Origin of the sequence: Neptuniibacter marinus, assembly GCF_965223595.1 — a bacterium.
Classification (GTDB): Bacteria; Pseudomonadota; Gammaproteobacteria; order Pseudomonadales; family Balneatricaceae; genus Neptuniibacter; species Neptuniibacter marinus.
Map to the genome: position 1 here is coordinate 1916805 of NZ_OZ245004.1, position 14100 is coordinate 1930904.

General features: G+C 42.3%; 11 protein-coding genes and 6 tRNA genes. 13 read left to right on the forward strand and 4 right to left on the reverse strand.

Annotated features, from left to right (window positions below):
* Nucleotides 1-24: 24 nt before the first annotated feature.
* On the forward strand, nucleotides 25-1410 hold the full coding sequence (gene cysS / locus ACOQOE_RS08915) for a cysteine--tRNA ligase (RefSeq protein ID WP_420553801.1): 1386 nt from the start codon (nucleotides 25-27) through the stop codon (nucleotides 1408-1410).
* A gap of 65 nt (nucleotides 1411-1475) precedes the next feature.
* Here cysS and ACOQOE_RS08920 read toward each other — a convergent pair whose 3' ends face one another.
* From ACOQOE_RS08920 to folD, 3 genes are all read right to left on the reverse strand, one after another.
* Nucleotides 1476-2342, reverse strand: coding sequence for an IS3 family transposase (locus ACOQOE_RS08920; RefSeq protein WP_420555455.1), 867 nt, complete (start codon nucleotides 2340-2342; stop codon nucleotides 1476-1478).
* Nucleotides 2318-2827 (reverse strand): helix-turn-helix domain-containing protein, encoded by a 510-nt coding sequence (locus tag ACOQOE_RS08925; protein ID WP_420553802.1) that lies wholly within the window; start codon nucleotides 2825-2827, stop codon nucleotides 2318-2320. Before ACOQOE_RS08925 ends, ACOQOE_RS08920 begins: the two co-directional genes overlap by 25 nt.
* Before the next feature lie 74 nt (nucleotides 2828-2901).
* On the reverse strand, nucleotides 2902-3756 hold the full coding sequence (gene folD / locus ACOQOE_RS08930) for a bifunctional methylenetetrahydrofolate dehydrogenase/methenyltetrahydrofolate cyclohydrolase FolD (protein ID WP_420553803.1): 855 nt from the start codon (nucleotides 3754-3756) through the stop codon (nucleotides 2902-2904).
* A 361-nt stretch (nucleotides 3757-4117) separates the two neighbouring features.
* Between folD and ACOQOE_RS08935 the strand changes: the two genes are divergently transcribed.
* The 10 genes from ACOQOE_RS08935 to ACOQOE_RS08980 all read left to right on the forward strand — a co-directional run bounded on the left by ACOQOE_RS08935 (nucleotide 4118) and on the right by ACOQOE_RS08980 (nucleotide 9895).
* Nucleotides 4118-4194: transfer RNA gene (locus ACOQOE_RS08935), tRNA-Arg, on the forward strand.
* Between the two features lie 23 nt (nucleotides 4195-4217).
* Nucleotides 4218-4293, forward strand: a tRNA-His gene (locus ACOQOE_RS08940).
* Between the two features lie 15 nt (nucleotides 4294-4308).
* Nucleotides 4309-4393, forward strand: a tRNA-Leu gene (locus ACOQOE_RS08945).
* Nucleotides 4394-4412: 19 nt separating this feature from the next.
* Nucleotides 4413-4488, forward strand: a tRNA-His gene (locus ACOQOE_RS08950).
* A 45-nt stretch (nucleotides 4489-4533) separates the two neighbouring features.
* A tRNA-Leu gene (locus ACOQOE_RS08955) sits at nucleotides 4534-4618 on the forward strand.
* A gap of 65 nt (nucleotides 4619-4683) precedes the next feature.
* Nucleotides 4684-4768 (forward strand) — tRNA-Leu (locus tag ACOQOE_RS08960).
* Between the two features lie 278 nt (nucleotides 4769-5046).
* Nucleotides 5047-6381 carry a trigger factor gene (gene tig, locus ACOQOE_RS08965; RefSeq protein WP_420553804.1) on the forward strand — a complete coding sequence of 445 codons (1335 nt, stop codon included), beginning with the start codon at nucleotides 5047-5049 and terminating at the stop codon, nucleotides 6379-6381.
* A gap of 249 nt (nucleotides 6382-6630) precedes the next feature.
* The gene (gene clpP, locus ACOQOE_RS08970) at nucleotides 6631-7257 is read left to right on the forward strand and encodes an ATP-dependent Clp endopeptidase proteolytic subunit ClpP (protein ID WP_067869545.1); all 627 of its coding nucleotides are present in this window, start codon (nucleotides 6631-6633) and stop codon (nucleotides 7255-7257) included.
* A 126-nt stretch (nucleotides 7258-7383) separates the two neighbouring features.
* Nucleotides 7384-8673 carry an ATP-dependent protease ATP-binding subunit ClpX gene (clpX, locus tag ACOQOE_RS08975; protein WP_420553805.1) on the forward strand — a complete coding sequence of 430 codons (1290 nt, stop codon included), beginning with the start codon at nucleotides 7384-7386 and terminating at the stop codon, nucleotides 8671-8673.
* Between the two features lie 82 nt (nucleotides 8674-8755).
* Nucleotides 8756-9895, forward strand: coding sequence for an Hpt domain-containing protein (locus tag ACOQOE_RS08980; RefSeq protein WP_420553806.1), 1140 nt, complete (start codon nucleotides 8756-8758; stop codon nucleotides 9893-9895).
* A 97-nt stretch (nucleotides 9896-9992) separates the two neighbouring features.
* Here ACOQOE_RS08980 and ACOQOE_RS08985 read toward each other — a convergent pair whose 3' ends face one another.
* Nucleotides 9993-11060: a 3-deoxy-7-phosphoheptulonate synthase gene (locus ACOQOE_RS08985; protein WP_420553807.1), complete on the reverse strand. Its 1068-nt coding sequence runs from the start codon at nucleotides 11058-11060 to the stop codon at nucleotides 9993-9995.
* Nucleotides 11061-11386: 326 nt separating this feature from the next.
* Here ACOQOE_RS08985 and dsbD point away from each other — a divergent pair, with 326 nt between their 5' ends.
* A complete protein-coding gene (gene dsbD / locus ACOQOE_RS08990) occupies nucleotides 11387-13252 on the forward strand; it encodes a protein-disulfide reductase DsbD (RefSeq protein ID WP_420553808.1) in 1866 nt (621 codons plus the stop codon).
* Between the two features lie 97 nt (nucleotides 13253-13349).
* Entirely contained in the window at nucleotides 13350-13700 is a 351-nt protein-coding gene (locus ACOQOE_RS08995) for a hypothetical protein (protein ID WP_067869558.1), read from the forward strand.
* Nucleotides 13701-14100: the final 400 nt, after the last annotated feature.

Genomic DNA, 14100 nt, shown 5'->3' on the forward strand with positions numbered 1-14100 from the left:
CCGTTGAATAATAAGTTACGAATCATGCTGCAGATCTACAATACGTTAAGTAAAGAAAAAGCCCCTTTTATCCCTCTTCAGGAGGGGAAAATAAAAATGTATGTGTGCGGTATTACCGTATATGACTTTTGTCATATTGGTCATGCGCGTGTGATGGTGGCATTTGATGTAATTACTCGTTATCTGCGTTCCCAAGGTTGGGATGTAGATTATGTGCGCAATATTACCGATGTCGATGACAAAATTATCAAACGAGCAGCGGAGAATGGTGAAACACCAGAGCAGCTGACGCAGCGAATGATTGCAGCGATGCATGAGGATGAAGATAAGCTGTCAGTGCTGCGTCCAGATCAAGAGCCTCGCGCTACTGCGCATATTGGTGACATTGTTGACCTTGTCGCGACGCTCATTGAAAAAGGGTTTGCTTATCCGGCTTCTAATGGTGATGTGTATTACCGGGTTGAAAAGTTTGAAAGTTACGGAAAGTTAACTAACAAAAATGTTGATGAGTTACGTTCCGGCGCGCGAGTAGAAGTTGAAACCGCTAAAGAGAGCCCACTTGATTTTGTGTTATGGAAAGCAGCAAAAGAGGGTGAGGTGAGCTGGCCCTCTCCTTGGGGAAATGGTCGCCCAGGTTGGCATATAGAATGTTCAGCGATGTCAAAATGCTGTTTAGGTGATACCTTCGATATTCATGGTGGAGGTCCAGACCTTCCTTTCCCTCACCATGAAAATGAAATAGCGCAATCTGAAGCAGCCAATGGTTGTACTTATGTGAACACATGGATGCATGCAGGGCCTGTGCGGGTTAACTCAGAAAAGATGTCTAAGTCACTAGGCAACTTTTTTACCATTCGCGATGTACTGGAAAAGTACAATGCGGAAGTCGTGCGCTTCTTCCTAGCACGGGTCCATTACCGTACTTATATTGATTACAGCGAAGATAGCTTAAAAGAAGCACGAGTGATGCTTGAACGCTTCTATCAAGCGCTAAGAGGTGTTGAGCCTACAGATGAGGTTATTGAAAATGATTTTGATGCCCGTTTTATTGAGGCGATGGATGATGACTTTAATACACCTAAAGCTATATCTGTGCTTTTTGAATTAGTGAACGAGCTAAACAAAGCCTCCCGTGAGGGTGCTCCCGAAGCCGGTATGTTGGCTGCGCAGTTGAAGCGCCTAGGAGGCATTCTTGGTTTGCTTCAGCAAGATCCAGCTGGATTCTTGAAGGGTGAAGATAAAGAGGGTGAGTTGGGTAGCGATGAGATCGACGAGCTTATTCAGCAGCGGGCAGCAGCTAAGACAGCCAAGGACTTTGCGGAATCCGATCGAATCCGTGATGAGTTGGCTGCTCAAGGCGTGATTCTTAAAGATACTCGGGAAGGAACTACATGGTTTCGTGAAGCTTAGGCTTTCTTATACAACAAAAAAGGCAGCTTAAGTGAAGTGACCCCATAAAGTTGGACACTTTTTTATTAGGCTGTTAATAAGGCCTGCTTGCGGTATTCAACCGGAGTCAGGCCTTTTAGTTTTACTTTAATACGTTTTGTATTGTAATACTCGATGTACTCGTCGATCTGATTTATCAGGTCGTCTGCATTCTTAAACTCTTGTTGATGATACATCTCTGTTTTGAGTACGGCGAAAAAGCTTTCGGCGGCCGCATTATCCAAACAGTTCCCTTTTCTTGACATACTCTGTGTAAGACCTCTCTCAGAAAGAATTTTCTGAGTCAGTGGATTTCGATACTGCCAACCCTGATCGCTGTGAAATATCGGACACTCACACTCTTTAAGCCCCTCAACGGCCTCCTCAAGCATATCTGTAACTAACGGTAAACGTGCAGACTTTGCTGTCCTATACGTCACTACTTCCCGATTAAACAGATCAATGATTGGAGACAGATAAATCTTTTGGCCTTTAACATTAAATTCTGTGACATCCGTTACCCATTTCTCATTAGGCTTCTGCGCATCAAAATTACGCTGCAGTACATGTGGTGCTCCTTTTCCTATATCGCCTTTATAGGACTGATAGCGCTTAGGACGAACGATCGACTTTAATTTCAGCGCCGTCATCAGACGCAGTACCGTCTTATGATTTAACCATATATCGAAAGCCCGTAATGCCAATAGAATCCGTCGGTAGCCATAACGTCCCTTGTGTTCATCAAAAATTTGACGAATCACTACTTTCTCTCGAGCGTAATTATCAGGCTTCTGCAGCGCCTGACACTGATAGTAAAAGACACTGCGTGATAACTCACACGCTTTCAAAAGAAGCGTCAGCTTAAATGTCGCCTTGAGTTCCTGAACGATTAACGCTTTCTCTTGGTTTGAGATTGTTTTTTCAGGTACAAGGCATCTAACTTTTTTAGAACAGCGTTCTCCGCTCTAAGGTATTCAAGCTCTTTTTGCATTTCCTCGGGCGTCATCTCACTAATTTTTGAGGACTGAGGGGGTGACGACTGTTGTGTCATAAACGTTTTTCCGCGTTTACTGGGTTCTAATCTCTTTATGCCTGAAGACCTATAGCGGCGCTGCCAAACATAGAGAGTACCAGGGGATACGAGATTGTAGTATGCGCTTGTATAACCTAAAGACCATTGTTCTGCCCACATTTTATTAAGCATGCGAAGTTTATCTTGTGCGCAATAAGGGGAGATGGGAGGTTGAAAAGCGGTCTCACCATGAAACCGGTAAACCTGAGTCCAGTAACGAATCAGAGAAGCGGGAACGTTTAGTTCAGCTCCCAATGATAGGGAAGATGTACCGTTAAGGTATTGTTTAGCTGCAGCAATTTTAAATGCTCTGCTGTACTTTGCCATAAAAACCCCCAGAGTTGGTTGTCCAACTATTGGGGGTCACTTCATTAAGGCTGCCTTTTTTTGTGTTTATACGCTTAACTATCTTGTTTGTTAGCGGCTTCTAAAGTGTTTTCCATTAGTGTTGCTACGGTCATAGGGCCTACACCGCCTGGTACGGGTGTTATGAAGCCTGCACGTTTTTCCGCTTCTTCAAAGCCAACGTCACCCACTAAACGACCATCTTCTAAGCGATTGATGCCTACATCAATAACAGTCGCACCCTCTTTGATCCATTCGCCTTTTACTAGGTTAGGGATGCCAACGCCGACAATGACTAAGTCTGCACGGCGAACATGGGCTTCAAGGTCGCGTGTGAAACGATGTGTAGTGGTAACAGTGCAGCCTGCTAAAAGCAGTTCAAGCCCCATTGGGCGACCCACAATGTTGGATGCCCCTACGACCACCGCTTCCATACCGTGCAGATCTTGATGAGTGGACTCAAGCAGGGTCATAACACCTTTAGGTGTACATGGGCGTAAAACCGGCATGCGTTGGGCTAAGCGTCCTAAGTTAAAGGCATGGAAACCATCTACATCTTTTTCAGGGCGAATACGTTCAAGGATTTCGTTTGAGTCTAGATGCTCGGGTAAGGGGAGTTGAACCAAGATACCGTTGCATCCGGGATCTTCATTCAGCTCATCGACTAATTCAAGTAGCGCTTGCTGTGTCGTTTCAACAGGAAGGTCGTATGAACGAGATTCAAAACCGACCTCTTTACAGGCGTTTTTTTTATGTCGTACGTAAACTTGTGATGCAGGGTCCATACCTACAAGGATTACGGCTAAACAGGGCGCTTTTTTGCCCTTGTCTAAACGTTGTTGGACGCCGGCTGCTACTCGTTGACGTACTTCGGCGGCAATTTTCTTGCCATCAATAATCTGTGCGCTCATTAAAGGGAGGTTCCTTTAGAAAAAATATAACTGAGATAATTCTCTCATGGTTAGGATTTAGCTCCAAGCGCCTTTTGCTAATTAGATGGAGGAAAGTAAGGCTGTAAAAACCACATTTCTTCCTTATGAAATAAGCAGTTGATGAGTTCTTGTGAGAGGAGGGTGCTTTTTTGTATGGAAAATAACCGTATCTGCACATAAGTTGAGCAATCTAACTCATTTATTTTCTTGGATAAAAAAAGGGTTGACGCTGAAATTAGAGCTGTATATTATTCGCACCTCCTTAAGACGAGGTACTTAAAAACAGCTAACAAATACTGTTTTGAAAGTGCTAAATTATTAAGGACTGACGATGAGTCGGGCGCCTATAGCTCAACTGGATAGAGCAACGCCCTTCTAAGGCGTAGGTTCCAGGTTCGAGTCCTGGTGGGCGTACCATTGTCAGTATAGAGAATATTATGGTGGGCATAGCTCAGTTGGTAGAGCTCCGGATTGTGATTCCGGCGGTCGTGGGTTCGAGCCCCATTGTCCACCCCATTCTCTAAAAGGTAAGCGGACGTGGTGAAATTGGTAGACACGCCAGATTTAGGTTCTGGTGCCGCAAGGTGTGAGAGTTCGAGTCTCTCCGTCCGCACCATTTGTAAGATATTTTTGTGGTGGGCATAGCTCAGTTGGTAGAGCTCCGGATTGTGATTCCGGCGGTCGTGGGTTCGAGCCCCATTGTCCACCCCATTACATAGACAAGATAGAAAAGTTAATAGATAAAGTGCCGTAAATGCGGACGTGGTGGAATTGGTAGACACGCCAGATTTAGGTTCTGGTGCCGCAAGGTGTGAGAGTTCGAGTCTCTCCGTCCGCACCATTTACAATACTTTATGCATATTAGTTTTAGAGGAAATTTGCTGTATAAACAGTGATACACAGTGCGCGGACGTGGTGGAATTGGTAGACACGCCAGATTTAGGTTCTGGTGCCGCAAGGTGTGAGAGTTCGAGTCTCTCCGTCCGCACCATTTTTCTCAACCTTCCTGAAATACCCCTTTATTCTACGATTTACATCTGTTTCTGATTTAGGAATTCATCCTTTGTTTAGGGGGATGAATAAATGATTTCTACTTTCTTTAAATTATTTTGCTATCAAACTTGACTAATTCGCCTCGTTGCCGGAAAATTTCGCGCTTTGATTTCACTCGGAGTCGCCGAGTACTGTGCAGATTAAGCGGCGTTATGAATCATTCGTCGGTCTGTTGAAGATTATTGATACAAGCATTTTTTATTTGTGAGGCATTACATGCAAGTTTCCGTTGAAACGACTTCTGGCCTAGAGCGTCTGATGACGATTTCCGTCCCAGCAGAGCGCATCGATCAGGATGTTACTAAGCGCATCCAACAGACAGCACGTACAGTAAAAATCGATGGTTTCCGTCCAGGCAAAGTACCTGTCAAAGTTGTTAAACAGCGTTATGGTAAAGGTATTCGTGAAGAGGTTTTAGGTCAGGTGGTTCAAGAGAGCTTCTACCAGGCCCTTCAACAGGAAGAGATTAACCCAGCTGGCACTCCATCAATTGATTTCACAAAAGATGTTGAAGGTGAAAACTTAGAGTACACCGCTAAGTTTGAAGTTTATCCATCTATTGAACTAGCAGATTTTTCTTCAGTTGAAATTGAAAAGAAAAGCGCTGAAGTAAAAGATGCTGATCTAGATCAGATGATCGAAACTTTACGCAAACAGCAAGCTGATTGGGTAGAAGTTGAGCGTGAAGCTGCGATGGATGACCGTCTGCGTATCGACTTTGAAGGTTTCATTGATGGTGAAGCTTTTGATGGTGGTCAAGGCGAAGGCATGGATCTAGTACTAGGTTCTAACACAATGATTCCTGGATTCGAAACAGGTTTGGTTGGTGCAAAAGCGGGCGACGAAGTTGAAATTAAGGTTACGTTCCCTGAGTCTTACCAAGCAGAAAACTTGCAAGGTAAAGATGCTGTATTCAAGGTGAAGGTTGCAAGCGTATCTGAACAGGTGCTAGCTGAACTTAACGAAGAGTTCTTCTCAAAGTTTGGTCTTGAAGACAAAACTGAAGAAGCGTTCCGTGCTGAAGTTGGTAAAAACATGGCACGTGAACTTAAACAAGCGCTTAAGATGAAGCTGAAAGATCAAGTTTTCAGCAAATTACTAGAGATCAACGTAATTGACGTACCATCTGCGTTAGTTGATGGTGAAATTGATAATCTGCGTCGTCAGGCAGTTATGCAGTTTGCAGGCCCTGATTCAGATATGGATCCAAATGCTCTGCCTAAAGAGATGTTTACAGATCAAGCGGATCGCCGCGTTAAAATTGGTTTGTTGATGCAGGAAGTCATTAAAGTTAACGAACTTGAAGCGGAAGAAGCGCGTGTTCGTGAAACACTTGAAGAGATGGCTGAAACATATCAGGACCCTCAGCAAGTTATTGACTGGTACATGGGTAATGAAGAGATGCTAGGCCAGATTAAAGGGCTAGTTCTTGAAGAGCAGGTTGTTGATAAACTGCTTGCAACAGCTAAAGTGTCTGAAGTATCTGTAAGCTATGAAGATGCTATCAAGCCGGAACAGCCTGCTGCTCCAGAAGCTGAAGAGACTGAATAATCTCTATTTAAGCTAGATTGATTTTAAAACGACAGTTCGTTTGTGCGGCTGTCGTTTTTTTATTTATGCTGAACTAATTCCTCTAAGTGCTTTGATTTTTCGGTTTTATTTATTCGTTTGAACTTTAATCTGTTACCGCATATAGATAAAAGTAGTTAATTTCATTTATATGATCGGTTTCTTAGGCCGAATTAACGTAGTATTATCGAGTGCTTGGTTTTAAAAATGTTTCCGTTTAAGGAGTGATAGATGACGGATTTTGGAAAGGGTGGTACTGATATCCTAAGCAGTCTTGTTCCTATGGTTGTTGAACAATCTGCACGTGGTGAACGAGCCTATGATATCTATTCCCGTCTCTTAAAAGAGCGTGTGATCTTTTTGGTCGGTCCTGTAGAAGATCATATGGCAAATCTAGTAGTAGCTCAGTTGCTATTTCTAGAAGCGGAAAACCCAGATAAAGATATCCATCTGTATATTAATTCACCGGGCGGTTCCGTTACTGCGGGTATGTCTATTTACGACACTATGCAGTTCATCAAACCGGATGTAAGTACGATGTGTATGGGGCAGGCAGCAAGTATGGGTGCCTTTCTATTGACCGGTGGTGCTAAAGGCAAGCGTTTTGCTTTGCCAAACTCGCGTGTGATGATTCATCAGCCTTTAGGTGGATATCAAGGGCAAGCGACAGATATTGAGATTCATACAAAAGAAATTTTGAGTATTCGTAATAAGTTAAATACCTTGTTGGCTGAGCATTCAGGGCAAGATCTTGAGACAATCGCTCGTGATACTGACCGTGATAACTTTATGGATCCATACGCGGCTAAAGAATATGGTTTGATTGATGACGTGTTAGATCGTCGAAATACGGACTGATAAACAGGTATTAAATTTTTATTGTATTCCAGTCAGTAGTTAGATGCTTTTAAGATCAAAATTGAAAGTGTCTGCTTCTTGACTATAGTGAGTACAGGTCCGAACTAGAATAAACGAGGAAGTCGAATGACCGACGAAATCAAAGGTAAAGACGGTGATGATGAAGGCAAACTGCTGTACTGTTCATTTTGTGGCAAAAGCCAAGATGAAGTACGCAAGCTAATTGCTGGGCCTTCTGTTTTTATCTGTGACGAATGTGTAGATTTATGTAATGACATTATTCGTGAAGAGATTCAGGATGCGGAGCCGCAAGAAGAAAGCGATCATCTACCTACGCCAGCTGAATTAAGTGCTGCGTTGGACGAGTATGTTATTGGTCAAGATCGTGCTAAAAAAGTATTAGCTGTCGCGGTTTATAATCACTATAAGCGCCTGCGTTTCCAAAAGAGCAGCAAATCAGACGTTGAACTGAGTAAAAGTAATATACTTCTTATTGGTCCTACTGGGAGTGGTAAAACACTTCTGGCTCAAACATTAGCACGTCTTTTGAATGTGCCGTTCACTATGGCTGATGCAACAACCTTGACTGAAGCTGGTTATGTAGGTGAGGATGTTGAGAATATTATCCAGAAACTACTGCAGAAATGTGACTATGATGTTGAGAAAGCTCAGTTAGGCATCGTATATATTGATGAGATTGATAAGATTTCACGTAAATCTGATAATCCATCAATTACCCGTGATGTATCAGGTGAAGGTGTTCAGCAAGCGTTACTGAAGCTGATTGAAGGGACTGTTGCTTCTGTTCCTCCTCAAGGTGGACGTAAACACCCACAGCAAGAATTTTTGCAGGTTGATACTTCAAATATTCTATTTATCTGTGGTGGTGCATTCGCGGGCCTTGAAAACATTATCCGTGATCGTTCCGAGAAAGGTTCTATTGGCTTTAATGCTATTGTTAAAGGCAAGGATGAAGAGAAAACGGTTTCCGATAGCTTGCTTGAGCTTGAAGCTGAAGACTTAGTTAAATACGGTTTGATCCCTGAGTTTGTTGGTCGTCTACCGATGATTGCTACCTTGGCTGAGCTTGATGAGTCAGCGTTGATTCAAATTTTGACTGAACCGAAAAACAGTCTGACTAAGCAGTATGCTGCCTTGTTTGATATGGAAGGAGCGGAAGTTGATTTCCGTGAATCTGCACTTGATGCGATTGCTAAGAAAGCTTTAGAGCGTAAAACAGGTGCACGTGGCTTGCGGTCTATTATGGAAGCAACCTTGCTTGATATTATGTATCAGCTGCCTTCTATGGAAAATGTCAGCAAAGTTGTGATCGATGAGGGGGTTATTGATGGCGATAACGATCCTATCTTGATTTATGAAAACACAGATCAAGCTAAGGCGATGCCTGACGATTAATTTTGTTTTTATGTTTCTTTTAAAAGGATAGCTTTGCTATCCTTTTTTTATGCCTTTTTTTCGATAACTAGTTTGGTATCTAATGATTACGACAGATATTGATGGATTTAATAGTCTGGACTTAGAGCTTAAGCGAGAGTTCTACACAAGTTTTAGAGAAGCAATGGAAGAGCTTGAGCGTTGTTTTAATGCTTTGGATTACAAATATGACCAAGAAACGATTAATGAGATGTTTCGTGCCGTTCATTCGGTTAAAGGAAACTCACATATGGTTTTTTTGGATTCTGTTGCAGAGGTCTGTCATAAATTAGAAGATATAGCCGATCAAATTAGGCAGGGTGATTATTTGTATACACCGGCACAAGGTGAATTTATGACCTTTGTGTTTGCGCGTCTCGAACAGTTAATTGCTGAGGCGATCTCGCTAGGTTCTATTCCTGATATTCATGTGGAAATTCTCCTGAAAGGAGTGTCCCATGTTTATGATGCTTCTCTCTCTACACGTGATTCTGTTATTCAGACAACCTTGGAAAGCTTCTCTGGGATTTTAACGAACAGTGAAGACGAAAGTGAGCAGGTACTCAAGCGTTTAGCACAGCAAGGGGGTCGCGCTGTGCAGACGTCGGTTCCTGAGGTTAACCAAAGCTTTGATGGTTTAGCGTTTATGGCATCGGTTGCTCAGCGGGTGAGTAGTCAATCTATACAACAGCCGGGGGATCAAGAGAAGTTATTAAGTTTGTGCCTTTGGCTGAATGATAGATGGGGCTCAGTGGTTGATGAGGATCAGTTAAGAGCAGCCTTTTATTTTCAAACATTAGGTGCGCGTTTTGTCTCTTCTCCAGTATTTGATATAGCTTTACGGTCTGCCAGTTGGGAAAAGAATAAGGCATTGGAACAGTTGGAGTTATCAGCTGGTTTTTTAAAGTTATCGAACCAGTGGGATGAGGCTGCAGAGATCGTTTTACAGAGTTACGAACGTTATGATGGGCTAGGTCCTTTAGGGTTGAAAGGGGATGAAATTAATCAAGGCAGCATGATCATAGCGTTGATACGTTACTATCAGCAGTGTTATTTCAAGCTGAAAAAAGATCACAAAGTAAAAATTGCTGTGTCTAAATCCTTAAGCCGGATTAACAGTGAAGAGAGTTACCGATTCTCAACTGAGATTGTTCTATTATTTAATCAAATGGTGCATAGCGATGTGTTGGGTGTAAGTCTATAGAATTAGCCTCAGATTTTTTTGGGGGGGGCTGGCTAACAGCAAGACATAAAAAATGCGCATCAGTAAACTGTATGCGCATTTTTTTGCAGTGTGCCGCTTATCGGTTAGGTAAAACCTTAGTTAGCTTTTCATGCATACCTAATAAGCATTTTTCAGTGCTTTCCCAATCAATACAGCCATCAGTGACTGAAACACCGTAAACTAGATCATCTAAGTTTTCAGGAATGGATTGATTGCCCCAGCCAATATTACTTTCAATCATCAAGCCAACAATAGATTTGTTACCTTCAAGAATCTGGTTTGCAGCATTTTCAGCGACAAGAGGCTGAAGAGCCGGGTCTTTGCTGGAATTTTCGTGGCTACAGTCGATCATAATATTGTTGGCAAGACCTGCTTTCTCAAGTGCTTGCTCACAAACAGAGACATTGACTGAATCATAGTTAGGTTTGCCACCGCCACCACGCAGTACAACATGACCATATTGATTGCCTTTAGTATGGACAATTGATACTTGGCCTTCAGAGTTAATACCTAAGAAGCGGTGAGGAGCGCTCACTGATTTAAGAGCATTAGTTGCTACGCTTAAGCCACCGTCTGTGCCATTTTTGAAGCCTACCGCACAAGATAGGCCAGACGACATCTCACGGTGTGTCTGAGACTCTGTTGTACGAGCACCAATAGCAGACCAGGCGATAAGGTCTTGTATGTATTGTGGTGAAATAGGATCTAGGGCCTCAGTGGCTAAAGGCAGCCCCATTTCAGAAAGGTCGATAAGCAACTTACGCGCAATATGTAGACCTTCTTCGATCTCGAAAGAATCGTTTAGGTGAGGGTCATTAATTAGGCCTTTCCACCCTACGGTTGTACGAGGTTTCTCAAAATAAACGCGCATAACTAAATACAGAGAGTCTTTAACCTGTTCTTGAAGAGCAACTAATTTTTTGCCGTATTCAAGTGCCGCTTCGGTGTCATGTATTGAGCAAGGGCCCACTACGATAAATAGGCGAGGATCTTTACGATCAAGTATGTCACGAATTACAGAGCGGCCCGTTAAAACAGCAGAAGCCGCTTTCTCTGAAATAGGCATCTCTGCTTTTAAAACGTCCGGAGAGATTAGGACGGTATTTGATTGGATATTTAAATCGTCAACGCGTATATCAGTCATTATCACTTTTCCTGCTATAGAGAGCCTAATATCCATAATAAAGTGTCGGAATGGTTGGCTGTCTAAACTCTTTGTAAATGTGTCGCCTTTTTTACCATAAACACACTACGGTTATAAGTGTGCATAAGGTCAATTATGCATCTAAATGCATAACAATTGATTATTTAGGGGGAAACAGATGAATGTGTCGTTGCGATTAGCCGTGATACACTGCGCTTCTAATTTTTTACGCTATTTATTTATTCTTTAATGTCGTATTTTTAGAACTGAATTAAATAAAAGCGGTCAACACAGCTATAGAATTTTATCGGAATTGTAGGCATTAGATGGTTACCTCAGTATTTCACTTATTTAAACGCAGCGTTTTCAGTCCTCTTCTCTTTGTCTTGTTGTTTTTTTGTACTCAGCAAGCGAACGCTGGATTATTTGATAATAACCCTTTTGCAGAGAAGGGGCCTTTAGAGGTTGAAAAAGCGTTTGTCTTTGGACAGATTCAAGAGGGAAATCAGCTTAGTCTTTATTGGGATATACCTAATGACTATTACCTCTATCGTGATCGAATAGAATTAAAAAGCGGTGCAAACACCAAAATACTTAATCGTTTGAACAGTCCCGCAGAGCAGAAAGATGACCCGCTTTTTGGTCAAGTCTGGGTTTATCACAACAGGGCTGAGGTCACTATTGATTTAGCAAGTGCTAATGATCAAATAGTTGATGATAAACTTATAGTCACTTATCAAGGCTGTTGGGAGGGAGGAATCTGTTACCCACCAGTAACTAAAGAGATCTCCGTTATAAGTGTTAAGCCTGTTTCTGATAAAACGGCAATGGCCGCTGTAGGCGATGCAGAAAACATAGAAACGGATACAGCTACAGCAACGTCGGAAACGGCTGTAATGCTAAGTGAGCAAGATCAATTTGCTCAGATGCTTAATCAGGGAAATCTATTTGTTACTTTAGGTGCCTTTTTTATCGCCGGTTTAGCCTTGTCATTTACCCCTTGTGTGTTTCCTATGATCCCAATTCTATCCAGCATTATTGCCGGTCAGGGGAAGCAAGTTACAGCAGCTAAAGGCTTAACACTGTCTATTGTGTATGTATTGGCCGTATCGGTGACATATACTTTGGCGGGTATTTTTGCCGGTTTATTTGGTGAAAACCTTCAAGCATTATTTCAAAACCCATGGATTATAAGTGTCTTCAGTTTTATTTTTGTTCTGTTGTCTTTATCTATGTTTGGTTTTTATGAATTACAGCTACCTAATGGCATACAGAGTAAGTTGAGCCAAGCAAGTAATAGCCAAGAGGGTGGGACGATTGCAGGTGTCGCCATTATGGGCTTGTTGTCAGCGCTGATTGTTGGTCCTTGTATGGCAGCGCCTTTGGCAGGTGCTTTGATCTATATTGGACAGACGGGTGATCCCGTATTAGGTGGGAGCGCACTGTTTAGTATGAGTCTTGGGATGGGTGTACCTTTGATTCTTGTGGGTACTTCGGCGGGTAAGTTATTGCCCCATGCCGGACTTTGGATGGATAAGGTCAAGGCTGTATTCGGTGTTTTACTCTTATTGCTCGCTATTTGGATGCTGGATCGTATTGTGCCAACCGTTGTGACTATGTGGTTAACGGCTTTGGTTTTAATTGTATCCGCGGTTTATATGGGCGTGTTGTCCCATGCTAAAAAGGAGACCGCTAGGCTGCAACTGGCTAAAGGTTTAGGCATTGTTATTTTGCTTTACGCTATAGCGTTGATGGCTGGCGCATTAGCTGGCGGCAATAGCTTGATCTATCCTCTTAAGGCTTTTGCCGGATCGAATGCACAAACAACTAACAAACTAGCATTTATTAAAGTTTACACCCCTGAGCAGTTAGTTCTTGAGCTAGAGGATGCTAAAAAGAAACAGCAGCCCGTTATGTTAGATTTTTATGCTGATTGGTGTGTCGCTTGTGTTGAATTGGACGTGGTTACTTTTTCAGATCTATCTGTTCAGCAGGCTTTAACATCATTTAAGGTGATTAAGGTTGATGTCACTAAGAATGACCAGCCCGCAAAAGCATTAAACAAAGCCTACAATATTATAGGCCCTCCTGCTTTAGTGTTTTATGATCGATCAGGAGAGATTGTCCAGAATAAGACTTTAATAGGGGTTGTCGAACCTAATGAGTTTATAGATCATATCAGGGAGATCTAATTTAGTTCTCTCTTTCCTCTATGGACGGCGCTTTTGCTAAAGGGGGAGGGTATAGTTTACTCAAAACAATAATTACAAATGTGTAAAGGAGGTTTATATGTCGAACGAGTCGAAAAGAATACTCCCGCTCCCTGCCTTACTTGCAACTGTCGTTCTAGCTCTCTCTCCTAGTCTAGTGAGCGCTGGTGATGCCGCTAATGGTGAAGTGCTTTACCATGAGGTCGAAATCGAGAAAACAATCCATGGTGAGGCTCATACCGATGCTAATTGTGAAACCTGTCATGATTCGTCGCTCTATATGAGTGAGCAACGTAAAGTGACAACATTTGCAAAATTAGAAGCATTTGTTGAAGGCTGCAATACAAACTTAGATGTCGGCTGGTTTCCTGAAGATGTTGCGGACGTCGCGAGCTATCTAAATAAAGAATATTATAAGTTTGAAGAATAATTTCTTTATAGAAAACTTATAGATCTTTTTATCAAGCCGCTTTTAGCGGCTTTGTGTTTTTATCCCTTCTGTTTTTACCTTCACTCTAAATAACCTGAGTAAAGATCAATGATCCCTATCGCCTTTAAAAACGGCCCACTTTTTGCTGTACCTCATATTACTTATTTTTAATGATTCTCGTATCTGCTTTTTGAAATAAACAAAATGAACAGCCTTAGTGCGCTTTAACGTGTTTCTTTCCGGTTGGGCTATTGTTTTATAAAGCGAGCGTTTACGAGGGCTGTAGCCGTATGAGGTGTGCCTATTGTTGTGTTTTTACTGATCGTTTAGGTTGTTGACCTAATAATCACTTATGGAAATTTGCGCTTAGTTATTGGGCTAAGGGCTGTCGTTTTTTGCC